Origin of the sequence: Virgibacillus sp. L01 (genome assembly GCF_052246775.1) — a bacterium.
In the GTDB taxonomy this organism is placed as follows: Bacteria; Bacillota; Bacilli; order Bacillales; family Amphibacillaceae; genus Lentibacillus.
Map to the genome: position 1 here is coordinate 62,534 of NZ_JBQQCP010000004.1, position 26,886 is coordinate 89,419.

The 26,886-nt window shown below is 37.0% G+C and carries 26 protein-coding genes and 1 other annotated feature; all 26 genes read left to right on the top strand.

What is annotated here, in order from left to right:
- Window positions 1–51: 51 nt before the first annotated feature.
- Window positions 52–1,086 (top strand): heat-inducible transcriptional repressor HrcA, encoded by a 1,035-nt coding sequence (hrcA, locus tag ACTWQM_RS09055; protein ID WP_443257864.1) that lies wholly within the window; start codon window positions 52–54, stop codon window positions 1,084–1,086.
- Window positions 1,087–1,217: 131 nt separating this feature from the next.
- Window positions 1,218–1,805 (top strand): nucleotide exchange factor GrpE, encoded by a 588-nt coding sequence (grpE, locus tag ACTWQM_RS09060; protein ID WP_443257865.1) that lies wholly within the window; start codon window positions 1,218–1,220, stop codon window positions 1,803–1,805.
- A 30-nt stretch (window positions 1,806–1,835) separates the two neighbouring features.
- On the top strand, window positions 1,836–3,668 hold the full coding sequence (gene dnaK, locus ACTWQM_RS09065) for a molecular chaperone DnaK (protein WP_443257866.1): 1,833 nt from the start codon (window positions 1,836–1,838) through the stop codon (window positions 3,666–3,668).
- A 142-nt stretch (window positions 3,669–3,810) separates the two neighbouring features.
- Window positions 3,811–4,926, top strand: a complete 1,116-nt coding sequence (gene dnaJ / locus ACTWQM_RS09070) for a molecular chaperone DnaJ (protein ID WP_443257867.1) — start codon at window positions 3,811–3,813, stop codon at window positions 4,924–4,926.
- A gap of 638 nt (window positions 4,927–5,564) precedes the next feature.
- A complete protein-coding gene (gene prmA / locus ACTWQM_RS09075) occupies window positions 5,565–6,506 on the top strand; it encodes a 50S ribosomal protein L11 methyltransferase (protein ID WP_443257868.1) in 942 nt (313 codons plus the stop codon).
- A gap of 17 nt (window positions 6,507–6,523) precedes the next feature.
- Entirely contained in the window at window positions 6,524–7,282 is a 759-nt protein-coding gene (locus ACTWQM_RS09080; RefSeq protein ID WP_443257869.1) for a 16S rRNA (uracil(1498)-N(3))-methyltransferase, read from the top strand.
- Complete coding sequence (gene mtaB / locus ACTWQM_RS09085) at window positions 7,282–8,634, top strand: tRNA (N(6)-L-threonylcarbamoyladenosine(37)-C(2))-methylthiotransferase MtaB (RefSeq protein WP_443257870.1); 1,353 nt, start codon at window positions 7,282–7,284, stop codon at window positions 8,632–8,634. The genes ACTWQM_RS09080 and mtaB overlap by 1 nt, the downstream gene beginning before the upstream one ends.
- Before the next feature lie 88 nt (window positions 8,635–8,722).
- On the top strand, window positions 8,723–9,394 hold the full coding sequence (gene deoC, locus ACTWQM_RS09090; RefSeq protein ID WP_443257871.1) for a deoxyribose-phosphate aldolase: 672 nt from the start codon (window positions 8,723–8,725) through the stop codon (window positions 9,392–9,394).
- Window positions 9,395–9,639: 245 nt separating this feature from the next.
- Window positions 9,640–9,816, top strand: a complete 177-nt coding sequence (gene rpsU, locus ACTWQM_RS09095; protein ID WP_092492519.1) for a 30S ribosomal protein S21 — start codon at window positions 9,640–9,642, stop codon at window positions 9,814–9,816.
- 15 nt (window positions 9,817–9,831) lie between these two features.
- Complete coding sequence (locus ACTWQM_RS09100; RefSeq protein WP_443257872.1) at window positions 9,832–10,278, top strand: GatB/YqeY domain-containing protein; 447 nt, start codon at window positions 9,832–9,834, stop codon at window positions 10,276–10,278.
- 175 nt (window positions 10,279–10,453) lie between these two features.
- Window positions 10,454–11,788: an NfeD family protein gene (locus tag ACTWQM_RS09105; RefSeq protein WP_443257873.1), complete on the top strand. Its 1,335-nt coding sequence runs from the start codon at window positions 10,454–10,456 to the stop codon at window positions 11,786–11,788.
- A gap of 30 nt (window positions 11,789–11,818) precedes the next feature.
- Complete coding sequence (gene floA / locus ACTWQM_RS09110; protein WP_443257874.1) at window positions 11,819–12,814, top strand: flotillin-like protein FloA; 996 nt, start codon at window positions 11,819–11,821, stop codon at window positions 12,812–12,814.
- Between the two features lie 27 nt (window positions 12,815–12,841).
- On the top strand, window positions 12,842–13,315 hold the full coding sequence (locus ACTWQM_RS09115) for a hypothetical protein (RefSeq protein WP_443257875.1): 474 nt from the start codon (window positions 12,842–12,844) through the stop codon (window positions 13,313–13,315).
- Between the two features lie 123 nt (window positions 13,316–13,438).
- Window positions 13,439–13,720: a sporulation protein YqfC gene (gene yqfC / locus ACTWQM_RS09120; protein WP_443257876.1), complete on the top strand. Its 282-nt coding sequence runs from the start codon at window positions 13,439–13,441 to the stop codon at window positions 13,718–13,720.
- 24 nt (window positions 13,721–13,744) lie between these two features.
- Window positions 13,745–14,947, top strand: coding sequence for a sporulation protein YqfD (gene yqfD / locus ACTWQM_RS09125; protein WP_443257877.1), 1,203 nt, complete (start codon window positions 13,745–13,747; stop codon window positions 14,945–14,947).
- Between the two features lie 2 nt (window positions 14,948–14,949).
- Entirely contained in the window at window positions 14,950–15,909 is a 960-nt protein-coding gene (locus ACTWQM_RS09130; protein WP_443257878.1) for a PhoH family protein, read from the top strand.
- 80 nt (window positions 15,910–15,989) lie between these two features.
- Window positions 15,990–18,134, top strand: a complete 2,145-nt coding sequence (locus tag ACTWQM_RS09135) for an HD family phosphohydrolase (RefSeq protein WP_443257879.1) — start codon at window positions 15,990–15,992, stop codon at window positions 18,132–18,134.
- Window position 18,135: 1 nt separating this feature from the next.
- A complete protein-coding gene (gene ybeY, locus ACTWQM_RS09140) occupies window positions 18,136–18,600 on the top strand; it encodes an rRNA maturation RNase YbeY (protein WP_443257880.1) in 465 nt (154 codons plus the stop codon).
- On the top strand, window positions 18,590–18,958 hold the full coding sequence (locus ACTWQM_RS09145; protein WP_443257881.1) for a diacylglycerol kinase family protein: 369 nt from the start codon (window positions 18,590–18,592) through the stop codon (window positions 18,956–18,958). Before ybeY ends, ACTWQM_RS09145 begins: the two co-directional genes overlap by 11 nt.
- A 942-nt stretch (window positions 18,959–19,900) precedes the next feature.
- Window positions 19,901–20,803 carry a GTPase Era gene (gene era / locus ACTWQM_RS09150; protein WP_443257882.1) on the top strand — a complete coding sequence of 301 codons (903 nt, stop codon included), beginning with the start codon at window positions 19,901–19,903 and terminating at the stop codon, window positions 20,801–20,803.
- Between the two features lie 95 nt (window positions 20,804–20,898).
- On the top strand, window positions 20,899–21,048 hold the full coding sequence (locus ACTWQM_RS09155; protein WP_443257883.1) for a YqzL family protein: 150 nt from the start codon (window positions 20,899–20,901) through the stop codon (window positions 21,046–21,048).
- Between the two features lie 44 nt (window positions 21,049–21,092).
- Entirely contained in the window at window positions 21,093–21,842 is a 750-nt protein-coding gene (gene recO, locus ACTWQM_RS09160; protein ID WP_443257884.1) for a DNA repair protein RecO, read from the top strand.
- 63 nt (window positions 21,843–21,905) lie between these two features.
- Window positions 21,906–22,079, top strand: a binding site (T-box leader).
- A 240-nt stretch (window positions 22,080–22,319) separates the two neighbouring features.
- Window positions 22,320–23,198: a glycine--tRNA ligase subunit alpha gene (gene glyQ, locus ACTWQM_RS09165; protein ID WP_443257885.1), complete on the top strand. Its 879-nt coding sequence runs from the start codon at window positions 22,320–22,322 to the stop codon at window positions 23,196–23,198.
- Entirely contained in the window at window positions 23,198–25,276 is a 2,079-nt protein-coding gene (gene glyS, locus ACTWQM_RS09170) for a glycine--tRNA ligase subunit beta (RefSeq protein ID WP_443257886.1), read from the top strand. The genes glyQ and glyS overlap by 1 nt, the downstream gene beginning before the upstream one ends.
- Window positions 25,277–25,412: 136 nt before the next feature.
- Window positions 25,413–26,042 (top strand): helix-turn-helix transcriptional regulator, encoded by a 630-nt coding sequence (locus ACTWQM_RS09175; RefSeq protein WP_443257887.1) that lies wholly within the window; start codon window positions 25,413–25,415, stop codon window positions 26,040–26,042.
- A gap of 15 nt (window positions 26,043–26,057) precedes the next feature.
- Complete coding sequence (locus ACTWQM_RS09180) at window positions 26,058–26,861, top strand: pyruvate, water dikinase regulatory protein (protein ID WP_443257888.1); 804 nt, start codon at window positions 26,058–26,060, stop codon at window positions 26,859–26,861.
- The last annotated feature ends 25 nt before the right edge of the window (window positions 26,862–26,886 follow it).

Sequence of the window (26,886 nt, forward strand, 5' to 3'; positions counted from 1 at the left end):
ATTATTAGCATTAGCACTCGAGCGGATGGAGTGCTAACAGAGGTGATCATCATGTTAACTGAAAGACAATTACAGATATTACAAGTCATAATTGATGATTTCATAGAGTCAGCGCAACCAGTAGGCTCACGTGCTATATCTAAAAAAGGGGACATAACCTTCAGCTCTGCCACGATACGAAATGTGATGGCTGATTTGGAAGAGATGGGTTTCTTGGAAAAAACACATTCATCATCTGGTCGTATTCCTTCTGAAAAGGGCTACCGCTACTATGTCGATCACCTAGTCTCACCACAAGTAACAGAAGGTGATAAAAAGCTTATAAATAACGTTATACAAGATGGTTTTTTTGAGTTCGAACAGGTTGTACAAAAATCTGCCCAGATATTATCCGATATTACTAATTATACTTCAATAATATTAGGGCCAGAAGTATTTGAGACGAAATTGAAACAATTGCAGATTGTTACATTGTCATCACAAACAGCTGTTGCAATATTAGTCACTAATACGGGGCATGTGGAGCATCGTTCATTTTCTATCCCGGAAGAAATAAGCGCATCAGATTTAGAAAAAATGGTAAACATTTTGAATGATCGGTTGTATGGTGTACCAATTGTAAGGTTACCTGAAAAGTTAAATACGGAAATTCTCGATCTTATGAATAAGTATATAACTGATTTTGAGAAATCGTATGATTATTTGAAGGCTGCCTTTTTTAATGATGATAATCCTGTAAAATTATATTTTGGCGGTAAAACAAATATTCTAATGCAGCCTGAATTCAAGGATGTTGACAAAATACGTTCATTTTATTCCATGATGGAAAAGGAAGATGAAATAGCTAACCTGCTTAAGGACACTACTAATGGCATTAAAGTAAGAATAGGTCATGAGAACAAAGTAGATGCCATCAAAGATTTGAGTCTAATCACGGCTACGTATCAATTAAATGAAGAACAAATGGGTACAATAGCACTACTAGGTCCTACCCGTATGGAGTATAAGAGGGTTGTTAATTTACTAAACACATTATCACATGAAATGTCAGATGCATTGTATATGTGGTATAAAAATAATGAGTGAAGCAAGTCTCTAGAGAGTACATTGAATTGATGGGAGGCTATTCCCATCACTTCTTCATGTATATATGTTTATTTATAAAGCTATTCGTGATATATTCTAACGTGGCAATTTTATACGAGGAGGTGGCAGAAATGGAAGAACAGAATAGGGATACAACGCAAACAACTGAAAAAGTTGAGGGAAATGAGGAAAATATTACTGAGGTAATCGACAATACTGATCAAGATGGAGTGCAGCAAATGGGCTCAGATGAAAGCAAGATGGAAAACCTAAAAGCAGAAGTAGACCAACTCAAACAGGAGAAAGAAGAACTTCATCAGCGAGTGCTTCGAACACAAGCGGAATTTGATAACTTCAAAAAACGTTCGCAAAAAGAAAAAGAGGCAGAACGTAAATATAAAGCAGAAGTTCTCGTGAATGAATTACTTCCTGCAATTGACAATTTTGAGCGAGCATTACAGGTGGAAGTAAACGATGTTGGTGAAGGGTTTGTTGATGGCATATCGATGGTCTACAGACAATTAAAAGACGCATTAAAAGCACAAGGTGTTGAAGAAATAGAATGCGTAGGCGATACATTTGACCCAACTGTACATCACGCTGTTATGCAAGTAGAAGACGAAGATATGGAATCTAATACAGTTACGGAAGAGTTACAAAAAGGGTATATGTTAAAAGATAAAGTTATTCGACCAGCAATGGTTAAAGTAAATAAGTAAATGGATAAGTAGTGAAGGAGGAAGTTTATCATGAGTAAAATAATTGGAATTGATTTAGGTACAACAAATTCATGTGTGTCAGTAATGGAAGGTGGAGAAGCGGTAGTCATCCCGAATCCAGAAGGTAACCGTACTACACCATCAGTAGTAGCATTTAAAAATGGCGAGCGTCAAGTTGGGGAAGTAGCAAAACGTCAAGCAATTACGAACCCTAACACAATTCAATCAATTAAACGTCATATGGGTACAGACTATAAAGTGAAAATTGAAGATAAAGAGTATACACCACAGGAAGTGTCAGCAATTATCTTGCAGCACATCAAATCCTATGCAGAAGATTACTTAGGTGAAGAAGTAGAAAAAGCTGTTATTACTGTTCCTGCATACTTTAATGATGCAGAACGCCAAGCAACAAAAGATGCTGGTAAAATCGCTGGTTTGGAAGTTGAACGTATTATCAACGAACCGACAGCTGCAGCATTAGCATACGGAATTGATAAAGAAGATCAAGATCAAACAATTCTTGTATATGATTTAGGTGGAGGAACATTTGACGTGTCCATCTTGGATATTGGTGATGGTACGTTTGAAGTTGTTTCAACAGCTGGCGATAATCGCTTAGGTGGGGATGACTTTGACGAAGTTATCATGGACCACATGGTTAAAGAATTCAAAAAAGAGAATGGTATTGACCTTTCCCAGGATAAAATGGCTAAACAACGCTTGAAAGATGCAGCAGAAAAGGCTAAAAAAGATTTATCAGGCGTATCACAAACTCAAATTTCACTTCCATTTATCACTGCAGGTGACGCTGGTCCATTGCATATGGAAATGAACTTGACTCGTGCTAAATTCGATGAACTATCTTCTGATTTGGTTGAACGTACAATGAAACCAACTCGTAAAGCACTAAAAGACGCTGATTTATCAGCAGGTAAGATTAATAAAGTAATTCTTGTTGGTGGATCAACACGAATTCCAGCAGTTCAGGACGCAATTAAGCGTGAAATTGGCAGTGAACCATCTAAAGGTGTAAACCCTGATGAAGTTGTTGCACTAGGTGCTGCAATTCAAGGTGGCGTGCTTCAAGGTGATGTAAAAGATGTTGTATTATTGGATGTGACCCCACTTTCATTAGGTATTGAAACAATGGGTTCTGTAACTACCAAGTTAATTGAGCGTAATACAACAATTCCAACAAGTGAGTCACAAGTATTCTCGACTGCTGCAGATAATCAAACTGCCGTAGATATTCATGTACTCCAGGGTGAACGTGAAATGGCCGCAGATAATAAAACATTAGGTCGTTTCCAATTAACAGACATCCCACCAGCACCAAGAGGTGTACCTCAAATCGAAGTGTCATTCGATATTGATGCTAATGGTATCGTAAATGTTCGTGCCAAAGATAAGGGTACAAACAAAGAGCAGTCTATCACAATTAAATCTTCTTCAGGCTTATCTGATGAAGAAGTTGAACAAATGGTCCAAGATGCAGAAGAGAATGCTGAGGAAGATAAGAAACGCCGTGAAGAAATAGAGTTGCGTAATGAAGCAGAACAGCTTATCTTCACTACGGATAAGACAATTAAAGATCTTGGTGAAAAAGTATCTGATGAAGAAAAACAAAGTGCGGAAGACGCAAAAGATGAACTGCAAAAAGCAATAGATGCAGATGATATTGAACAAATTAAAGAAAAGAAAGAAACTTTACAAGAACAAGTACAACAACTTTCTGTTAAATTATATGAACAAATGCAACAAGATGCAGAAGCAGAACAGGGTCAAGAAGAAGGACAAGGTTCTGAAGATGTAGAAGACGCAGATTACAAAGAAGTTGACGACGAAGAGAATAAAAAATAATTAAGCTGAATCAATTGATTAAAGTCAAAGTCAGGAGTCTCTTGGCTTTGACTTTTACTCTTTTAAATGTTTATTTGCTATAAAGGAGCAATTGATGATAAGATAAAATTTATGCAATAGTGTCCGGGAGAGTGATTTACAAGTGAGTAAGCGCGATTATTATGAAGTACTTGGAATTGAAAAAGGTGCTTCCAAAGATGAAATAAAAAAAGCATATCGTAAATTGGCAAGACAGTATCACCCAGATGTAAACAGTGAAGAAGACTCAGCGGAGAAGTTTAAAGAGGCAAAAGAAGCATATGAAGTACTAAGCAATGAACAAAAACGTCAACAATATGATCAATTTGGTCATGCTAGTACACAAGGTCAAGGCTTCGGCGGTGGTGCACAGGACTTTGGTGGTTTTGGAGATATTTTCGATATGTTCTTTGGTGGCGGTGGTCGCAGACGTGACCCAAATGCTCCGCAACAAGGTGCTGATTTACAATATTCTATGATTTTAGAATTTGAAGAAGCTATCTTTGGCAAAGAGACAGATGTCAGTATACCAAAAGAAGAAGAATGTGATACGTGTGATGGATCTGGAGCTAAACCTGGTACAAAGACAAAAACATGTTCACATTGCGAGGGGTCAGGCCAATTAAATACGGAACAAAATACTCCATTTGGCCGTGTTGTTAACCGACGTGTATGTCATCATTGTAATGGTACAGGTAGAATTATTCCTGAAAAGTGTAATACGTGTGGTGGAGCAGGTAAGGTAAGAAAGCAAAATAAAATCCATATCTCTATCCCTGCAGGAATTGATGAGGGACAGCAAATTCGTGTCTCTGGCAAAGGCGAAGCTGGCGTTAACGGTGGACCACCAGGAGATTTGTATGTTGTGATTCAAGTTAAAACACATGAATTCTTTGAGCGTGAAGGGGATCATATATTCTGTGAATTACCTGTAACCTTCGTTCAGGCAGCACTTGGTGATGAAATAGAAGTGCCAACTGTACATGGTAATGTTATGCTGAAAATAACAGCCGGAACACAAACAGGTAAAGTCTTTCGACTGAAGGGCAAAGGTGCGCCAAATGTTAGAGGAACTGGTCACGGTGATCAACATGTACAGGTACGAGTAATTACACCAAATAAATTAACAGATCGTCAAAAAGAATTATTACGTGAATTTAATGATATTAGTGGAAACGAAGCAACAGATGAACAAGAAGGTTCCTTTTTCCAACGGTTTAAGAACGCATTTAAAAGCTAAATGATTGTTACACTTTTTCTATAAATTGCGAAGTAGTGAAAAACTTTTTTAGGCTGCTTTCCCTTTTTTTTAATGAAGTTGAGTGCTTCGATTCGTTCCGGCAGAATACCTGGCTTTCCATGGGCACGATCTCATTTAGTTGCTTCTTCCGAGGTCTTCGGAACGTGCTGTTCCCATAGGATAAGGAAAGCTTCGGCAGCATTACATCGCACGAAGAAAATTGGTTTTTATTTTCGAGGAGTCTACGTATTCTGCCACCACTGGAAGAGGCTTCTTGATTAGAAGTTGAATTGTTCCCTATGGCTAAGAAACAACGTCACAATAAGCATTGATAAATTTACAGGACAAAGTGAGAATAACCCAGCGGAGGAAATACACGGAGACTCCTGGGGGAGAAGAGTCCTAGATGAGACATCTGAGTGCGTCAGCACGAAGAGGGCTCAACAGCCGCCCCCGGATAGCGAAGTGTATTTTCGAAGCGGTGTTACTGCACCTAACCACTGTGACGCATTTTATATCAACTGCGAAGATTTTATAGGAGCAAAACTTATGAAAAGATACAAGAATTAAGAGCGGTGTTACTGCAACACCGCATACATAAACGATATTTTATTTTCTAAAGAAATGAGTGGATTGATTTGAAATGGTCAGAAATATGCATTCATACGACTAATGAGGCTATTGAACCAATTTCTAATATTCTACATGAAACCGGATCAAGCGGTGTTGTTATTGAAGACCCACTTGATCTGACAGCTGAACGTGATGATTTTTTTGGTGAGATTTATGAATTAAATGCGGATGAATACCCAGAAGAGGGTGTCTATATAAAGGCGTACTTACCAGTGAACAGTTTTTTAGGTGAAACAGTTAACGAAATTAAGCAAGCTATTAATAACTTATTACTCTACGATATTAATTTAGGCAGAAACCAGATAACCTTAAGCGAAATACATGAAGAAGAATGGGCAACAGCATGGAAAAAATACTACAAACCAGTTAAAATATCAAAAAAGATTACGATCATCCCAACCTGGGAAGATTATGAAGCTGTATCGAGTGATGAAGTCATTATCGAGCTTGATCCAGGTATGGCCTTTGGTACTGGAACACACCCGACAACTGTTTTAAGTATTCAGGGTATAGAACGTTATATAGAGGAAAATGATAATGTAATAGATGTGGGTTGTGGTTCCGGGGTATTAAGCATTGCTTCAGGCTTATTGGGTGCCAAGGAAGTTTATGCATTTGATTTGGATGATATAGCAGTAAAGAGCACCAAATTAAACGCAAAACTGAATAAGGCAGATAAAAAAATTATTACGAAACAGAATAATTTGCTTGATCGTGTTAATATGAATGCGGATATGATTGTTTCCAATATTTTAGCTGAGATAATCGTAAGGTTTGTGGAGGATGCATGGAATAATCTGAAACCGAACGGTATATTTATTACATCTGGCATTATCCAAGCAAAGAAACAAATGGTGATTGATAAACTGAACCAACAGGGTTTTCGTATTTTGGAAATAAATGAAATGGAAGATTGGGTTTCTATAATAGCTAGAAAGAATCAATAGAAAAGTGGTGCTTAGCTTTGCAACGCTATTTTGTTCCCGAAACTAATTGGGGAAAAGAAGAAGTTATTATTAAGGCAGATGATGCACATCATATTAATCGCGTGATGAGATTACAAGCCGGGGACGAAATTATATGTAATCACCCGGATGGTAAAGCAGCACTATGTGAAATAACATCCTTAGATAATGATGGTGTCCAGTTGGATATAATGGAATGGTTGGACGAGTCGTCCGAACTTCCACTTGAGGTTACAATTGCTCAGGGATTGCCCAAAAGTGATAAGTTTGAATTAGTATTGCAAAAAGGTACAGAACTTGGTGCAACTGCATTTACACCGTTACAAGCAGAACGTTCTGTAGTCATTTGGGATGCTAAAAAAGCTGAAAAGAAACTCAAACGTTATTCTAAAATTGTCAAAGAAGCAAGTGAACAAAGTCACCGAACCAAAATACCACAAATTAATAGCGTCACAACCATAGAAAAGTTAGTTGAAGAAAGTTCTGTGTATGATATAAAATTGTTTGCGTATGAAGAAGAAGCTAAAACTTCGGAATTCCAATCATTTGGAGCGATTATAAGTGACATGGAGCCCGGGAATCGAGTATTAGTGTGTATTGGCCCAGAAGGTGGTTTCTCAGAAAAAGAGGCAGATCAATTAAAACAGCATGGTTTTACTTCCGTTCGGTTAGGACCACGTATATTACGAACTGAAACAGCTCCTTTATATGTGTTAGCGAGTATTTCTTACCAATTTGAAGAGTTGAGGTGTAAATAATGCCGACAGTAGCATTTCATACTTTAGGATGCAAAGTGAATCACTATGAGACTGAAGGAATTTGGAACATGTTTAAAGATAATGGCTATGAGCGTGTTGATTTTAATAATCAGTCTGACGTATATGTAATTAATACATGTACAGTAACAAACACAGGAGACAAAAAAAGTAGACAAGTAATCAGAAGGGCTGTCCGAAAAAACCCTGAAGCGGTTATTTGTGTAACAGGCTGCTATGCCCAAACTTCTCCAGGCGAGATAATGGAGATACCGGGTGTTGACGTTATTGTCGGGACACAAAACAGAAAACAAATGATTAACTACATTGAAGAACACCAAAAAACACGTGAACCGATTAATGGTGTAACAAACATAATGAAAAACCGCGTATTTGAGGAAATGGATGTACCTGAATTTACTGATCGGACACGTGCATCGCTAAAAATTCAAGAGGGTTGCAACAATTTTTGTACATTCTGTATTATTCCTTGGTCAAGAGGATTGTTACGGTCAAGAGACCCTGAAAATGTCGTATCACAAGCTCAGAAATTAGTTGACGCAGGGTATAAGGAAATTGTTCTAACCGGTATTCATACTGCAGGGTATGGGGAAGATATGAATGACTATAATTTTGCAAAACTACTTCATGAATTAGAAGCAAATGTTGATGGACTTAAACGGATTCGTATTTCATCTATCGAAGCAAGCCAGATTACAGATGAAGTGATCGATGTACTTGATAAATCAACTAAAATTGTCCGTCACTTGCACATTCCTCTGCAATCAGGTTCTGACTCAGTACTAAATCGTATGAGGAGAAAGTATTCCAGCGCATTTTATAAACAGAAGGTAGACAAAATCCGTAAAGCTCTACCAGGCTTGGCAATCACATCAGATGTAATTGTTGGCTTTCCAGGCGAAACAGATGAAGAGTTTATGGAAACTTACCACTTTATTAAAGATGTTGGCTATTCAGAGCTGCACGTCTTTCCATTTTCGAGAAGGACAGGTACACCCGCAGCACGCATGAAAGATCAAGTTGACGAGGACGTAAAAAACCACCGTGTACACCAAATGATTGAACTTTCAAACCAATTAGCAAAAGAATATGCTTCAGACTATGAAAATGAAGTACTGGAAGTTATACCGGAAGAACGTGTATCTGAAGAGGAAACAGACTATTTGGTTGGCTATACAGATAACTATTTAAAAGTGCGTTTCAAGGGTACACAAGATCTAATTGGAAAAATCGTTCGAATAAAAATAACAAAATCTGGCTATCCGTATAACGACGGTATATTTGTCCGTGTTATGGACAGTGCCACAAACTCAAATATTAAAGCAACTTCTTAAGACCGAACACTTTTTCGCGTTTTATAAATGCTATGCAAGATAAATAGGATCTAGTGCCGTATATACCATACATGAAAGGAAGATATACATGAATATGGATTTAGCGAAATATATTGATCACACCCAATTAAAACCAGACACAAAAAAAGAAAAGATTGCCCAGATTGTAAAAGAAGCAAGTGAAAACGGTTTTGCTTCAGTTTGTGTTAATCCGTATTGGGTACCTTTTTGTTATGAGAATTTAAAGAATACTGAAGTTAAAGTATGTACTGTTATTGGTTTTCCGTTAGGAGCTACATCTACTGAAACAAAAGTGTTTGAAACAAAGCAAGCTATTAAAGATGGGGCAACAGAAGTGGATATGGTTATTAATGTTGGGGAACTGAAGTCGAACAATGATGAAGCAGTCAAAAATGATATTGAAGCTGTAGTTAAAGCAGCAGAAGGGAATGCACTAACAAAGGTTATCATAGAGACTTCTTTGTTGAACGATGATGAAAAAGTACGAGCTTGTAAACTTGCTAAACAAGTTGGAGCAGATTTTGTGAAAACTTCCACAGGATTTTCCGGTGGTGGTGCATCTGTTCATGATATTAAGCTTATGCGTGAAACTGTTGGAAGTGAAATGGGTGTTAAGGCTTCAGGTGGCGTACGTGACCTTGAATCTACAAAAGCCATGATCAATGCTGGTGCCACAAGAATTGGTGCTAGCGCAGGTGTCGATATTATTGCTGGAAATAAAGGGACAGATAACTATTAAAAACTAAATTCTAAAGGTTTATTGTTGATATCCCGTGGAAATCAAAAAGATTTTCAGTAGTGGATTAAACAACCGAAGAAAGTCAACTCTTAATAAAAGAGCCTCTTTAAAAACAGGTTAACAAGTGATAAAGTATTATTTTTAAGTTGACCTGTAATTAGGGTTATATTATAATTAGCAGAGACATGAGATATTATTCATGTTTGTACATTTTTGTTTTTTGCTTCGGAGGGAGGGAAATTAGCATGTCAAATACAACTCGCATTCGTAAAAACGAGAATCTTGAGGATGCTCTTCGTCGCTTTAAGCGTAGTGTGTCAAAAAGTGGTACACTACAAGAATATCGTAAGCGTGAACACTATGAAAAGCCTAGTGTTAAACGCAAGAAGAAGTCTGAAGCTGCTAGAAAGCGTAAATTCTAAAGAGGGTGCAAGAGCATGACAATATTAGAACAGCTGAACCAAGATATGAAGCAAGCCATGAAAAACAAAGATAAAGATACCCTTAGTGTTGTTAGAATGGTGAAAGCTTCAATCCAAAATGAATCGATTAAACTTGGTAACAAAGAACTTTCTGAGGAAGAAGAAATAACGGTTCTCTCTAGAGAGTTAAAGCAAAGGAAAGATTCCCTCCAAGAATTTAAATCAGCTGGACGCGATGATCTTGTTAAAAAACTTGAAATTGAAATCAATATTTTACAAGAATATATGCCAGAACAGATATCAGAAACTGAGTTAGAGGCATTAGTTCAGTCTACGATTCAGGAAGTTAATGCAACTTCCAAAAAAGATATGGGGAAAGTTATGAGTGCAATTATGCCTAAAGTAAAGGGTCAGGCTGATGGAGCACAGATTAACAGGCTTGTTCAAAAAAACTTAAATTAACTAATGATTCAAAAAGCCTTGTCAGATTTGACGAGGCTTTTTCATTTATTTTTTTAGAAAAGTATCATCTTTTTATCTGTTTGTGATACTATTTAACTAATATGGCTAAAATGAAACCATTTACATATATAAATCGTATGTAAACTGATTGGGTAATAGAAAGGGGGGATGCTGTGTGCCTGGTAGCAGATTTAGACCATACATAATTTCAGCACTTGTATTATTAATTTCGGTTTCATTGTTTACTACTATTCCAATGGTTAATGCACAGGATAGTGGCGATGGAAAACTAGTTTATATCATTCCAATAGAAAATGAAGTTGAAGCTGGACTGGAGGCTTTCCTTTCGCGAACGACAAAAGAGGCAGAGGCAGCTGGCGCCGATCATATAATATTTGAAATCGACACCCCTGGGGGAAGGGTTGATTCCGCCAGACAAATTGCGGAACTATTACAAGACCTTGAACTTACAACTACTTCCTTTATCGTTAATCAGGCATTATCAGCAGGTTCTTATATAGCATTAAACACAGATAATATCTATATGAAACCACAGGCCAATATGGGAGCGAGTGGTGTCATAAATCAGGATGGAACTGCGGCTAATAAGAAGGCACAGTCCGCATGGCTAAGTGCAATGAAAAGCGCAGCTGAATCAAAGGGAAGAGATAAATTGTATGCAGCTGCAATGGCAGACCCAAGTATAGATCTTCCGAAATATGGTGCTGGGGAAGGAAAGTATCTTACTCTGGATCCAGACTCAGCTGTAGAGGTCGGTTATTCAAATGCCACTGTTGAAGACAGAACAGAATTGTTAAATGAACTTGGATTAAACAATGCGACTATTGTTGAGAAAGAACCCACAATAGCTGAAAATATAGCCCGGTTTATAACTAACCCGGTTGTAGTTCCGATATTATTGTCAGTTGCAAGTCTTGGGTTGATTGTAGAGTTGTATTCTCCCGGTTTTGGAATTCCAGGTATAATGGGCTTGTTATCGTTAATTTTGTTTTTCTATGGACATGTCGTTGCAGGTTTGGCTGGGATGGAAGCCATTATCTTACTAATCTTAGGTTTGGTATTAATCATAGCAGAGTTTTTTGTCCCCGGAGGAATAGTCGGTTTACTTGGAGTTGGATCTGTGGTTGGGTCATTGCTTATATCAGGTCAGGATATCGGCCACATGTCAATGAGTATTGGTATAGCTTTCATAGTAGCCATAATAGCTGCTATTATACTGTTTAAGTCAATGGGGATGGAAAAAGGATTTTTTCGCCATATTATATTAAAGGATCAGACATCAACTGAACTTGGATATGTTTCTTCTGTTAATCGGTTGGAGTTAATAGGGTTGGAAGGTGTAACAGTAACTCAGTTACGTCCATCAGGTACAGCGATATTCGATGATGAACGATTAGATGTTGTATCAGAAGGAGGGTTTATTCAAAGTAATAAACCTGTCAAGGTGGTTAAGGTAGAAGGGGTTCGTGTGGTAGTAAGAGAAGTATAATTTTGAGATGAATATATAGGAGGAATTTACATGGATTTAGAACAACTTATGCCGGTCATAATAATAGCGGTAATATTAATTGTTGTAGCAGTATTATTTACATTTATTCCAGTAATGCTATGGATTAGCGCTTTGGCTGCAGGTGTTAAAGTAGGTATCTTCACACTTGTTGGGATGCGATTACGTAGGGTTGTGCCTTCAAGGGTAATTAATCCGTTAATTAAGGCACATAAAGCAGGATTGGAATTAACCACAAATCAGCTGGAAAGTCATTACTTAGCGGGTGGTAATGTAGATAGAGTGGTCAACGCACTTATCGCTGCACATAGAGCAAATATCGAACTATCCTTTGAACGAGGAGCAGCGATTGACTTAGCTGGTCGTGACGTTTTAGAAGCTGTTCAAATGAGTGTTAATCCAAAAGTTATTGAAACGCCATTTATTGCAGGTATCGCGATGGATGGTATTGAAGTGAAAGCAAAGGCACGAATTACTGTACGTGCTAACATTGACCGCCTTGTCGGTGGTGCTGGAGAAGAAACAGTAATTGCCCGTGTAGGTGAAGGTGTTGTTAGTACGATTGGTAGTTCAGAAGCACATACAAAAGTACTGGAAAACCCTGATTCAATCTCACAAAATGTTTTAAGCAAAGGGTTGGATGCGGGAACAGCATTTGAAATTCTCTCAATTGACATTGCTGATGTGGATATTGGTAAAAATATCGGGGCAATCCTGCAAACCGATCAGGCTGAAGCAGATAAAAATATTGCTCAAGCTAAGGCGGAAGAAAGAAGAGCAATGGCTGTTGCACAGGAACAGGAAATGGTCGCACGAGTTGAAGAAATGCGTGCAAAAGTTGTCGAAGCAGAAGCAGATGTTCCACTTGCACTTGCTGAGGCACTACGATCAGGAAATCTTGGCGTAATGGATTATATGAACTATAAAAATATAGATGCTGATACAGATATGCGTGATACTATTGGGAAATTGTCAGATAATGATAAAGAAGACAATGACAATAAATAATGTATTAGCCTGTACAGGAGGGTTATTATGGATGTCATTCTCATAATCCTTGCAATTATTGGGGGACTTGCAGGTTTTTTAAAAGATAAGTCTGATAAAGATACCAATAAACAGAAACGAACAGTTAATTCGCCTAACCCCTCACCAACTCCTTCCGGGGGTGGTGGAATGGCGAGAAGTGATTACCAAACGCAAGTTTCAGAAGAAAAAACCTCAATTGAGGAACAGCAGCAGGAACAACGTGAACGTCTTGCCGATCGCATGAATACAGCTACCCAAAAGGCAATCGAAGAACGCAAGCATGATGCAATCATTAATGAAAATGATAACATCAACCAAACTGGTAATAAGTTATCAGTTGAACAAAAACGATTTAAAAGACGGATAAAAAATAATTTAAATCAACAAGGTCTGGTAAACGGCGTTATCATGGCAGAAGTTTTAGGGTCGCCGAGAGCTAAGGAACCATATCAAAGTATTGTGAAACAGCGAAGAAAATAACTAATTCAAATAAAGAACCACTACTTATTGAGCTATAGATGCTTAACTGGGTAGTGGTTCTTTTTTCTTGTTCTTATCCTGTCGTTAATTTCATAAATATGAATGTGAGAGGGGGCCACATCAGTGAAAAAATGGCAACAACGAATCGGTCCATGGTTTATGAAACATTTTGCACTTCCAACTGATGTCATGTTGGAGTTGCCGAGAATAACAATGATTGGCCAAATACATGTCTATATTGAGAATCATAAAGGACTGATTGTTTATTCAGATACCGAATTAAAGCTTAAAACCAATAAGGGGTATGTACAGATATCAGGATCATCATTTGTGTTGAAAATGATGGTACCTGAAGAGATTTTACTGGAAGGTTTGATAACTGAAGTTAGATTTATTCCAGATTAAATAAGATAATAAAAGGAGGAGGACATGAAACATATACAGGGGTCGTTTTTTACTGGTTTTGTAACAATTTTAATAAAGGGTCAAAATCCTGAACTTTTCTTTCAATATTGTATTGATCAAGGTATTACAGTGTGGGATATTAAAAAGGAATCTGAAACAGCGTGTAAAGGTAATGTTAAACTAAGTGATATTGATATACTAAAGGATATTAAACGTCGGACAAGTTATAAAGTGACCTTTTTAAATAAAAAAGGTTTGCCATTTTTATTTAAGCAATTCACCCGTAAAAAAGAAGTTGTGCTTGGCTTGTTGTTTAGTGTTATGCTAATTTTTTTTCTGTCGAATATTATTTGGGAAGTTAGAATAATAGGCGTGCCAAAAGATATAGAGGAAAAAATAAACAAACAGCTGACGGAATATGGTATTCATCAAGGTGCATGGACTTTTACACTGGATTCACCTAGCGAAGTACAACAACAATTAGTAAATGATGTACCTGAATTACTGTGGGTTGGCGTGCATCAAAAAGGGACATCCTATGTTCTTGAAGGAGTAGAAAAAACGATAGTAAAAGAAAAAGAGGTACAGGGACCCAGAAATTTAGTAGCTACAAAAAAAGGTGTCATTCAGAAAATGTATGTATCTAAAGGGCTCCCTAAGGTTAGAGTCAATGATTATGTTGAACCTGGACAAGTTCTTGTTTCCGGAAAGCTCAACTTTGATGATAGCGAAGAGGACAAAAAATATGACTTAATAGCCGCCGAGGGAGAAATAATTGCGAAAACATGGTATGAAACAGAGGTGACCATTCCGCTAGAAGCAAGTCATGAACTATTGACCGGAAATCGTGAACGTAAATACCATTTAAGTATCAATGATTTCGAGGTGCCTGTATGGGGATTCAGTTCACCTGATTATAATGAAATACATCGGGAAAGAATTGAAAAAGACCTGTATTTTTTGAAATGGAAGCTTCCGGTACAAATAATTGAAACTATTTTAAGTGAAAAAAGGTATAATAAAGTAGAGAGAAGTAAGAAAGATGCAATTAATATTGGAATTGAACAGGCAAAAAACGAGTTAATGCTACGACTGGGACCTGATGCGAAGATTGTTTCTGAAAAAATTTTGCATGAAACAATTGAGAATGGTAAAGTTAAACTAATCTTATATATGGCTGTGGAAGAAAATATTGTTAAAGAAGAATCAATAGATCAAGGAGATTGATTATGTCAGAAAACTTGAAAACAATTGAGTTACAATTAACCAATCCTAATGAAGCATTAGCTTTGTTTGGTACAAATGATAAATATTTGAAACAAATAGAACAGCAATTAAATGTATCGATTGTTACAAGAGGAGAGCAAGTAGGTGTTTCTGGCACAAATGAAGAAATTGAACTTGTAGAAGAGATTTTGTCTACTCTTCTTACAATAGTGAGAAAAGGATTGGATATAACGGAACGAGATGTTGTCTATTCAGTCGATCTCGCAAAAAAAGGAAAAATTAACCAATTTGAAACTCTTTTTGAAGATGAAATAACCAAAAATGTTAAGGGAAAATCAATCAGGGTAAAAACATTAGGACAAAAAAATTATGTGTCAGCAATTAAGTCTCATGACCTTGTATTTGGTATTGGTCCCGCTGGTACAGGAAAAACGTATTTAGCTGTCGTAATGGCTGTTCATGCTTTAAAAAACGGCGAAGTGAAAAGAATTGTTTTAACACGCCCTGCAGTAGAAGCTGGTGAAAGCCTTGGATTTTTACCTGGTGATCTAAAAGAAAAGGTTGATCCGTATTTGAGGCCATTATATGATGCATTACATGATGTTCTTGGAGCGGAGCATACGATGCGCTTAATCGAGAGGGATACAATTGAAATTGCTCCATTAGCTTACATGCGTGGACGTACACTTGATGATGCATTTGTTATATTGGATGAGGCGCAGAATACTACACCAGAACAAATGAAAATGTTTCTGACACGTCTAGGTTTCGGCTCCAAAATGATAATTACCGGTGACATCACTCAGATTGATTTACCTAAAGGTGTGAAATCAGGGTTACAGGTAGCAAATCAACTATTGTCATCTGTCCACGGAATTTCAATTATTCATTTAAATCAAACTGATGTTGTAAGACATCCACTGGTACAAAAAATTATTGATGCCTATGAAAAAATAAATTAACTCATAGTGTAAGACCCCCAAAAGCGGGTCTTATTTCTGTATTACATAGCTAATTGCTTATCAGTTATGAGGTGAAAATTATGACTAAGTTGCTGCAAAACTTTGTAAAGACACTATTTAAGATCCGGATAAAATGGGTAACAGTTGTTTTGCCGGTGGTTATTTTAGGTGTCTTTTTTTTCCTTGTAACTGTTAACAACGTATTTACAGAAACATATGATATTGAACGGTTTTCCAGTGCTAAGGAAACAATTCATTCGCCAATTACTATTGAAAATGAACAGGAAACACAACGAAAAACCCGGGAAACTGTTCAAGCTGTTGAAGATAGATTTGACATATCAACTGAAACTACTGAAGAACAAGTAGAATATGTGGAAGAAATATTTGATGCAATTGAAAAATTGGAAGCAGAAGAGGTAAAAAATTTACCAGAGTCGCCTAGTGAGAATAATGCAGGTGTAATGCCGAGCCAGGTGAAAGTACAGCGATTAAAGCAGATATTGTCGCCTGAGATAACTGAAGAAGTCAATGATGGAGTATTTTATGAACTTGTTGAAGTAAGTCCACAAGTACGTATAGAAGGCAAAGAAATGTTTGTTGCTTCACTGAAAGAGGTATTAAGGAATGGTGTCCGTGTTGAAAATATCCAAAGCGGTATTGCCAAGATGGAACAAGATATAAAGTATTCCAATATATCAGACAGTTTAAAAGAAGCCCTCGTAAAATTAAGCGAGTTTGCAGTAGTGGAAAATTCATTTTTTGATGTTGAAAAAACAATGGATGCACGAAAGGATGCAGCAAGCAGCGTCGAGCCTGTTGTAATTCGAGCAGGTGAAATAATTGTCAGAGAAGGCCAAGTAATTACTAATGAATACTACCAGGACCTAAAGTTAGCTGGTTTGTTGGATAAAGAACGAAATGTTTATCCAGTCATAGGATTGGCTTTATTAATATTTTTAATAATCTCGGTTGTTGGTTATGAGATGAACCTGCTTTCCAAAGGTAATCACTTAGATAAAGGTAAAATTGCTTCCATAATATTAATAAGTTTTATAGTTGTAGCACTAATGAAAGTGGTAAGTATGATAACCGTTCCGGTAAGCCAGTTATTTTTTGCAGTTCCAGTTGCATTAGGAGCCTTACTTGTAAAACAATTACTCAGTGAAAGGTTTGCAATCGTTCTCTCAATATTATATGCAATTTTGGGAAGCATAATTTTTAACGAACAAATCCCGGGTGCATTAAATATAGAGGCCGGTATTTACTTCTTCTTCTCGCAAATGGCTGGTATTATTTTCCTTTCGGACGTTAAGGATCGGTTGGCTATTCTTAAGGCAGGCGCAGGTGTTACTGCAATTAATATTATTATTGTAGTATTGTTTCTTTTCCTCTCATTTGAAAAGTATTCGTTAGGAGATTTATTAATCCATTCTGGTTTTGGAGTTGCTTCTGCCTTTCTTTCAGCAGTTTTAGCTATTGGCTTATTACCAATCTTCGAGACCGGATTAGGTATCTTATCAGATATAAAATTACTTTCATTAGCAAGCCCTAATCAGCCATTGCTTCGAAAAATTCTAACTGAGTCACCAGGTACGTATCATCATTCCGTAATGGTGGCCAATCTTAGTGAATCAGCCTGTGAGGTTATCGGTGCAAATGGTCTTCTAGCAAGGGTTGGTGCGTATTATCATGATATTGGTAAGACAGTAAGGCCACATTATTTTATTGAGAATCAGTTATCGATTTCTAATCCTCATGATATAATTGAGCCAAGACAAAGTGCAGAAATTATTATTAACCATCCATATGATGGAGCAGCGATGCTTAAAAAACATAAACTTCCAAAAGAAATTATAAATATTGCGATGCAGCATCATGGAACTACTTTATTAAAATATTTTTATTATAAAGAAAAGGAAAGTAACCGCTATGTGAAGGAAAATAACTTCAGGTATCCTGGTCCAAAGCCGCAAACGAAAGAAGCTGCAATAATATGTATATGTGATTCTGTGGAGGCTGCAGTAAGGTCATTGAATGAGCCTACAGAGGAAAAGATTGAAGAAATAGTATCCTCCATTGTAAATGATCGTCTTATGGATGGACAATTAAATGAATGTCCACTTACATTAATGGAATTGGATAAAGTTCACCAAACTATCTGTAAATCATTAAAAGGGATTTTTCATTCAAGAATCCAGTACCCTATGAAGGAGGCAAAATAAAATGTATATCGATTTTCATGACCAAACTAATTCTGTACCTACCGATTATATTGATATGTTGCAACGATTACTTATTTTCACTGCAAAAAAAGAAGCAATCTCCATGGAAGCTGAAGTATCGATAAATTTTGTCAATAACAGTGAAATTCAGGAAATTAACCGGAATTACCGACAGCTTAACAAACCTACTGATGTATTATCGTTTGCAATGCAGGAACAAACTGATGATGAACTGGACATTGTTGGCGAAGATATTCCGTTAGTTCTTGGTGATATTGTGATATCTGTCGAAAAAGCGGAGGAGCAGGCGAAAGATTATGACCATTCGCTTGAGAGGGAACTGGGATTTTTAACGGTACATGGCTTCTTGCATTTACTTGGTTATGACCACATGGATAAAGAGGATGAACTGAAAATGTTTAAAAGGCAAGAAGAAATTCTGGGTGAATTCGGCATTGAACGATAATAAAAGTAAAAGGGCAATTGGTTTCTTACATGCGTGGAATGGAATTAAAGAAGTCACCAAAACAGAGCGAAATTTTAGGATACATTTAATTGCAACAATAACAGTTATTATAGCAGGCACGATAATACACTTAACTTTAATAGAGTGGGCAATCCTTATGCTTGCAATTGGATTAGTATTAGTTGCTGAAGCCACTAATGCAGCGGTTGAAAAGCTAATTGACTATGTGAAACCTGAAGCGAATCCGTTAGCTAAGACAATTAAAGATGTTGCTGCAAGTGCAGTTTTACTGGCTGCCTTAATTTCGTTAGTCGTAGGATTATTAATTTTTTTACCGAAAATATACGGATTGTTTTAACAAAACCTTCAATGAACGAAGGTTTTTTTGGCAGCGAAGTCAATTCCTTAAGCACTTCCTTGCTGTATAAGTGCAACTAAGGCCCTTTCAATTGGGGATTGCACTCCAAAGCATAGGGGGTTCTAAGAAAAATTTTTAATACTACTCAACTTTCGCATCTATAGAATAAGCTCAAACAGCTATCTTGATAATCTCAGAACGTTTTTAATAGTTGCCTTGACAACATTTGATAAAGTTTTTTGTACACATAAGATATAAACTGCGAATTAGTGAAGATTTTCTTTTGTTCTATAATGGTTGAGTGCTTACATTCGTTCCGGCAGAATACTTCGCTTTCCATGGGCACGACCTCAGCCTCCTTGCCCCGGCAAGGGGTATGCCGACGTTGTCCGCAAAGGACGGTTTTAGTCGGCCTTCATTTAGTCACTTCTTCCGGGGTCTTCGGAACGTGCTGCTCCCATAGGAGCCTGCGTATTCTGCCTCCACTGGAAGAGGCTTCTTGATTAGAAGTTGAAGTGTTCCCTATGGCTAAGAAAATCAAGGTAAACAGTCCCAGCGTAGGAAATACACGGAGACTCCTGTGGGGAGTTGAGGCCTAGATGAGACTACGCAGCGACGTAGGAGCAAGGAGGCTCATCAGCCACCCTTGGTGCGCAAAGTGTATTTCCGAAGCGGTATCATAGCACTCAGCATGTTACTTCGCATTTTATATCAACTACGTACTGTTGATCCAATGTCAACTCAAGTACTATATCTTCAGCCTTTCTTATTCCTTCAAGGTTTATGCGTTTATTTTACGCTGCGAAAGTTGAAATACTACTTATGTCATTTTATGAGGATTTACAGAAACTTTTTAAAGGTTTTGTCGGATACATGAAACTAGCTGCATTTTGTAGTATGATGATTATATCAAATAGAAATAACTGCTTCGGAGGACATAATATGGATACTAAATTTAAATCAGGGTTCCTAGCAATTATTGGTAGACCTAACGTAGGAAAGTCAACATTTATGAACAATGTAATAGGGCAAAAAATAGCGATTATGAGTGATAAGGCTCAAACGACACGAAATAAAATTCAAGGCGTTCTAACGGAAGAAGATTCACAGCTAGTATTCATTGATACACCGGGAATCCATAAACCCAAGCATCGTTTGGGTGATTTCATGGTGAAAATAGCAGAAGATACTTTGAATGAAGTGGATGCAATTCTTTTTATGATTAACGCTAATGAAGGTTATGGAAAAGGTGATCAATATATAATTGAACGGCTGCAGCAAGTAAAGCGTCCGGTTTTCCTGATCATCAATAAAGTGGACTTAATTCATCCAGATGAATTGTTCCCTTTGATAGAACGTTATAAAAATAAGTACAATTTTGAAGAAATTATTCCAATTTCAGCGCTGCATGGAAACAATGTTTCACATTTGCTTAATATATTAAAAACACATTTACCTGAGGGTCCACAATATTATCCTGAAGATCAAATAACAGACCATCCTGAACGGTTCATTATTGGCGAGTTAATACGGGAAAAAGTATTGCAGTTAACCCGGGAAGAGGTACCACATTCAATAGCAGTTGTAATCGAGAATATTGAGACAAGAGAATCAGATGCAGTTTTTATTCAGGCAGCAATTGTTACAGAACGGAAAACCCAAAAAGGAATTATTATCGGTAAGCAAGGAAGTATGTTAAAAGATATCGGTAAAAAAGCCCGAAAAGATATTGAAGCATTATTAGGGTCAAAAGTTTACTTGGAGCTTTGGGTGAAAGTTCAAAAAGACTGGCGCAACAAGCAATCACAGTTGCGTGAATTTGGTTTCCGCAGTGATGAATATTAAACATGGTAAAATTTAAAACTCATTGAATGAACATGTATGGTAATTCTAAGTAGTAAGTACTTTTCAATATGCTATAAAGGAAGGTGGGGTTTCTTGTGATCGACTTAACCTGGAGATTATTTAGTCAGACAGGAAACATTGAAACCTATTTATTATTGAAAGAGTTAGAAGAAAGAGAACACGGTACAGGTGATTCGATTCAACAGGAAGATGAAGAAGTATCATCGATTGAACCTAAATTATAGTACATGGGGATTTTCAATGGTTTGACCTAAGAAGGTGATACTATTTGCTTGAAAAGACGAGAGGTATTGTCATTAAAACGCAAGATTACAGTGAATCACATAAAATAGTTACGATTTACAGTAACAAACTAGGTAAAATCACTGCTATTGCGAGGGGAGCCAAAAAACCAAAAAGCAGAATGGCTGCTGTTACGCAGCCATTCATACTTGGTGAATTTTTCATCTATATCAATTCGGGATTAAGTACGATTCAACAGGGAGATGTTGTTGATTCGCTCCGTTTTATCCGGGAAGATATAATTAAGACAGCATATGCTGCATATATAGTTGAACTAACCGATAAATTAGTTGATTCAAATCTACCGGATAACTATTTGTTTGACCAGCTATACCAGACATTATCCTGGATTGCCGAACATGATGATGCAGATGCAGAAATTCCAATGATGATGTATGAGTTAAAATTATTTGCAAAAGGCGGATTTGCACCGACAGTTAGTAATTGCGTGAGCTGTGGCAGGAGAGATACGCCGTTATATTTTTCAATAGCTGAAGGTGGTTTACTTTGTTCGCGATGTAATCATATTGATTCTGAAGCAACTATGCTGCCAGATAATGTAGCCAAGTTGTTGCATATTTTTATGAGTGTAGAACTGGAAAGAGTCGGTACAATTTCAGTAAAATCAGCAAATAAAGATTTATTGCGTCAGCTGATTGATGCCTATTATGAACAGTATGGTGGCTATTATTTAAAATCAAAACGATTTTTAAATCAATTGGATAAATTAAAATAAGTCTTTTTGTTGACAGTTCTGGTGGTAATACAGTATTATTTGTACATATTTTAAATAGAACATTTAATTGCATTGATGGAGAATAGTACTTATTGGTTGCTATTTTGAGCGAGTCCAGAATAGTGAAAGCTGGATAATAGGACGATAAGGAACGGCACTCCTGAGCAATTGGTATAAAGTGGCTCTTTTATAATAGGGCAAGTAGGGTGGAACCGCGGAATGATATCCGTCCCTATGTCATTTAAGTGACATAGGGATGGATTTTTTTTAGTGTTAAGAAAGTGAATCAATTTCATTATTAATAAATAAAGCAGTAATCTACCTATTTGTTAATGTGTTACTCTTGATTTAGACTGCAGGCGGACACTTTGCGCGGTAACGTCGCCCCACTCGCTATTCGTGAGCGTGTTCCATACGGCGCTGTACAGACCTTGCGCTTTCATTATTCAATAAATTAAATATGGAGGTTTATAAAAAATGACTATACAGGAAATGATTTTAACTTTACAAAAACATTGGTCAGATCAAAATTGTATTTTAATGCAAGCTTATGACGTTGAAAAGGGTGCGGGAACAATGTCTCCAATGACCCTGTTAAGAAGTCTTGGACCAGAACCGTGGAATGTAGCTTATGTTGAGCCTTCAAGAAGACCGGCGGATGGTCGATACGGGCAAAACCCTAATCGGCTTTATCAGCATCACCAATTTCAGGTAATTATGAAGCCATCCCCAGATAATATCCAGGAATTATATTTAGATTCATTAAAAGCACTTGGTATTAATCCGTTGGAACATGATATACGCTTTGTAGAGGATAATTGGGAAAATCCGACTTTGGGTGCTGCAGGACTAGGATGGGAAGTGTGGCTGGACGGAATGGAAATAACTCAATTTACATACTTTCAGCAAATTGGCGGTCTTGAAGCAAATCCAGTAACAGTTGAACTCACTTATGGAATTGAACGTTTAGCGTCGTATATTCAAGATAAAGAAAACGTGTTTGATTTGGAGTGGACACAAGGTGTAACGGTTAAGGATATCTTTTTCCAGCCTGAATACGAACATTCAAAATATACGTTTGAAGAATCTAATACTGACATGTTATTTGAGTTATTCTCTATGTATGAAAAAGAGGCTGAAGTTACAATGGAAAAGGGATTGGTTTTTCCATCCTACGATTACGTATTAAAGTGCTCGCATACATTTAATTTACTCGATGCTAAGGGTGTCATTTCAGTAACTGAACGTACAGGATATATTTCCAGGATACGAAACCTTGCCAGGAGTATTGCTAAAGCATATGTAGCAGAACGTGAACGGTTAGAATTTCCTATGTTAACAGAGGAGGCAGAATAATGGCTAAAGATGTATTGTTTGAAATAGGGCTGGAAGAATTGCCAGCGCGTTTTATTGATAAAGCGGAAAGTCAACTTATTAGTAAAACAAAAGATTGGCTTGATGACTTACGTATTTCATATGATTCGATAACTTCATTTTCAACACCAAGAAGACTTGCCGTTTTAATAAAAGATGTTGCCGAAACCCAATCATCACTTGAAGAGGAAGTAAAAGGGCCAGCTGTTAACATAGCCAAAGATGATGAGGAAAGTTGGACAAAAGCAGCAATTGGTTTTACAAAAGGCCAAGGGAAGACTGTTGAAGACATCTATACAAATGATGTAAAAGGGACAACCTATATTTTCGTAAAAAGACATATTATCGGTAAAGATACGTTTGAATTGCTTCCTTCGTTCAAGGAAATTATCGAATCTATTCAGTTTCCTAAAAATATGCGCTGGGCCGAACAAAGCCTTCGATATGCACGCCCAATACGTTGGATTGCTGCATTGTATGAGGACCAGGTTATACCTTTCGAAATTGCTGATGTTTCAACCAGTAATTTCACGTTCGGTCATCGGTTTCTAGGAAGAAGGATTACTTTAACATCGCCATCAGACTACCAATTTGAACTGAAGGATAATTACGTTATAGCAGATCCGAATGAACGTGAACATTTAATAACCAATGGGATTAAATTGATAGAAACAGAATACGGATTTCAAGTACCAATTGATAATAGTTTGCTGAATGAGGTTCGTAATCTTGTTGAGTATCCAACGGTGTTTATTGGATCATACGAAGAGTCGTTTTTAAAATTACCATCAGATGTGTTAATAATATCTATGAAAGAACACCAGCGGTATTTCCCTGTGAAATCAAAGGATGGAGAATTGTTGTCTTACTTTGTCGGCGTACGAAACGGTGATGACAAAGCGCTAAATACTGTAGTGAAAGGCAACGAAAAGGTATTACACGCGAGATTATCTGATGCCCAATTCTTTTTTGAAGAAGATCAAAAACATTCAATAGATTATTATTTGGAGAAGTTGGAGCGAGTTGTTTTTCAGGAAAAACTAGGAACAATAAGTGATAAAGTATCGCGAGTTGTCAGGATTACAGATCAATTGGCGCAACAACTTAATCTTGATGAAAAAACGAAAGAAAAGGCAATTAGGACTGCTGAAATTTGTAAGTTTGATTTACCTACAAATATGGTGGATGAATTCACAGAGCTTCAAGGGATTATCGGGCAAACATATGCGATAAATTTTGGCGAAGAGAAAGAAGTTGCAAGAGGGGTTGCAGATCATTATTTACCGGTTCATGCTGATGATCGTCTACCTGAAACAATAGAAGGTGCTATTGTTAGTGTTGCAGATAAACTGGACACAATTGTCGGTTGTATTTCAGTAGGATTAATTCCGACTGGTTCTCAGGATCCGTATGGTCTTAGACGTCAATCAGTGGGTATCTTGAAAATATTAAAAGAAAACAAGTGGAATATTACGGTTGAATCTTTATTGGATTTAACACAGCAGTTTTATCATAACCTGGCAATTAACGACACGAACAAAGTCAGAAGTGAATTAGAACATTTCTTTGGCTTGCGTGCCACATATATATTTAGAGAAGTGAAGCTTGAGCAAGATGTTATTCAATCAGTATTGCATAAACAAATAGGTGTTATTTCTTATACGTTAGCGAAAGCAATTATTTTATCCAAAAAACGAAATGATCACGATTTTAAATCTGTTCAGGAGGCTCTTGTCAGAGTGATTAACCTGTCCAGGAAAACGGATATAGCTACAGTTAATCCAGAGCTTTTTGAAACACCATCTGAAAAGGAATTGTACCAAGTTTATTTAGAAGTAAGGGATTCTTACAACGACGCGAATAACAACCAGCAAGCTGAGGATGCGTTGTTATACTTAGGGAAATTGGCAGAACCGATTCATAGCTTTTTTGAACATAATATGGTTATGGCAAAGGACGATAAAGTCCGTAATAATCGGTTGTCACTGGTAAACTTAATAGCGGCGTTAACTTACGACTATGCGGATCTTTCTATAATCGAATGGAAGCAGCAATTCTAATACGAATAAATAGAAGGGCATTTAAACCAGACACTTTTAAATCTTATTTTAAGGTAACATTATTTCTTTTTTACTCTATATAGTCTATAATATTGAATAAATAGTATGTCACATTGAGCCGTTAGGTGGTGAAAAAGTGGAGTTATCAAATAGACAAGAGCAAATTATTGTAATTGTTAAAGAAAATGGCCCAATTACCGGTGAAAATATTGCTGAACATTTAGGCTTAACAAGAGCCACATTACGACCGGATTTAGCTATTTTGACCATGGCTGGTTTCCTTGATGCAAGACCACGGGTTGGATATTTTTATACAGGTAAGACCGGAACCGAACTACTGACCGAAAAGATAAAACAATTTAAAGTTCAGGAATATCAGTCAGTCCCTATAGTTGTTAAAGAAGATGCTTCTGTTTATGACGCTATTTCAACAATGTTTTTAGAAGATGTCGGGACGCTTTTTGTAGTAGATGACAACGCATGTTTAATAGGTGTTTTATCAAGAAAAGACTTATTGAGAGCGAGCATTGGAAATCAGGACTTAAACGCTGTACCAGTACATATTATTATGACGAGAATGCCTAATATTACTGTATGTTACCGTGAGGATTTAATGATAGATGCTGCAAAGAAGCTAATTGAAAAACAAATTGATGGACTGCCTGTTATTAAAGATACTGAAAGTGGCTTGGAAATTGTGGGGCGTATCACGAAAACCACGATAACGAAGGCGTTTGTGGAGTTAATAATGGATGAGCATTTATAAGAGAGGAGCCGGACCATGGGTGTTAAACCACTAGTTTATGTTTTGTCGGATTCCGTTGGAGAAACTGCAGAATTAGTAATCAAAGCGGGGTTGAGTCAATTTAATAATGGTGAATATAATATACAGCGAGTGCCATATGTAGAAGATAAGAAAACAATTGATGAAACCATTCAGATTGCCCAGGAGAAGCAGGGGATCATCGGTTTTACACTTGTAGATCCTACTTTACGAAAATATCTAAATTCAAAAGCAAACGAGAAAGACGTTGAAGCAATTGATATAATGGGGCCAATGATGGATGCAATGGAAAAATTCTTTGATCATAACCCGCGTCTTGAGCCTGGACTAGTCCATAAATTAGATGAGGACTATTTTAAACGTGTAGAAGCAATCGAATTTGCGGTTAAATACGACGATGGCAGGGACCCACGCGGAATTGCAAGAGCTGATATAATATTAATCGGTGTTTCTCGTACTTCTAAGACTCCTTTATCACAGTACCTGGCACATAAGAGATTAAAGGTCGCCAATGTACCAATTGTTCCTGAAGTTGATCCACCTGAAGAATTATATGAAGTAGATCCTAAAAAATGTATTGGATTGCAAATAAGCCCCGAGAAACTTAATGAAATAAGAAGAGAACGATTAAAGGCATTAGGACTTGGTGATCAGGCTACATATGCGAATATGGAAAGAATTCATCAAGAGCTTGATTGTTTTCATGACTTAGTTAATAAACTTGGGTGCAGGGTTGTGGACGTATCCAATAAAGCAGTTGAAGAGACAGCAAATATTATTTCTCATATGGTTAAAAAATAAAGAAAATTATCCAAAAAACATTCTG

Coding starts and splice junctions, on each gene's coding strand:
- hrcA (WP_443257864.1), top strand. CDS start 52: ATGTTAACTGAAAGACAATTACAGATATTACAAGTCATAATTGATGAT.
- grpE (WP_443257865.1), top strand. CDS start 1,218: ATGGAAGAACAGAATAGGGATACAACGCAAACAACTGAAAAAGTTGAG.
- dnaK (WP_443257866.1), top strand. CDS start 1,836: ATGAGTAAAATAATTGGAATTGATTTAGGTACAACAAATTCATGTGTG.
- mtaB (WP_443257870.1), top strand. CDS start 7,282: ATGCCGACAGTAGCATTTCATACTTTAGGATGCAAAGTGAATCACTAT.
- deoC (WP_443257871.1), top strand. CDS start 8,723: ATGAATATGGATTTAGCGAAATATATTGATCACACCCAATTAAAACCA.
- rpsU (WP_092492519.1), top strand. CDS start 9,640: ATGTCAAATACAACTCGCATTCGTAAAAACGAGAATCTTGAGGATGCT.
- ACTWQM_RS09100 (WP_443257872.1), top strand. CDS start 9,832: ATGACAATATTAGAACAGCTGAACCAAGATATGAAGCAAGCCATGAAA.
- floA (WP_443257874.1), top strand. CDS start 11,819: ATGGATTTAGAACAACTTATGCCGGTCATAATAATAGCGGTAATATTA.
- ACTWQM_RS09115 (WP_443257875.1), top strand. CDS start 12,842: ATGGATGTCATTCTCATAATCCTTGCAATTATTGGGGGACTTGCAGGT.
- yqfD (WP_443257877.1), top strand. CDS start 13,745: ATGAAACATATACAGGGGTCGTTTTTTACTGGTTTTGTAACAATTTTA.
- ACTWQM_RS09130 (WP_443257878.1), top strand. CDS start 14,950: ATGTCAGAAAACTTGAAAACAATTGAGTTACAATTAACCAATCCTAAT.
- ACTWQM_RS09135 (WP_443257879.1), top strand. CDS start 15,990: ATGACTAAGTTGCTGCAAAACTTTGTAAAGACACTATTTAAGATCCGG.
- ybeY (WP_443257880.1), top strand. CDS start 18,136: ATGTATATCGATTTTCATGACCAAACTAATTCTGTACCTACCGATTAT.
- era (WP_443257882.1), top strand. CDS start 19,901: ATGGATACTAAATTTAAATCAGGGTTCCTAGCAATTATTGGTAGACCT.
- glyQ (WP_443257885.1), top strand. CDS start 22,320: ATGACTATACAGGAAATGATTTTAACTTTACAAAAACATTGGTCAGAT.
- glyS (WP_443257886.1), top strand. CDS start 23,198: ATGGCTAAAGATGTATTGTTTGAAATAGGGCTGGAAGAATTGCCAGCG.
- ACTWQM_RS09180 (WP_443257888.1), top strand. CDS start 26,058: ATGGGTGTTAAACCACTAGTTTATGTTTTGTCGGATTCCGTTGGAGAA.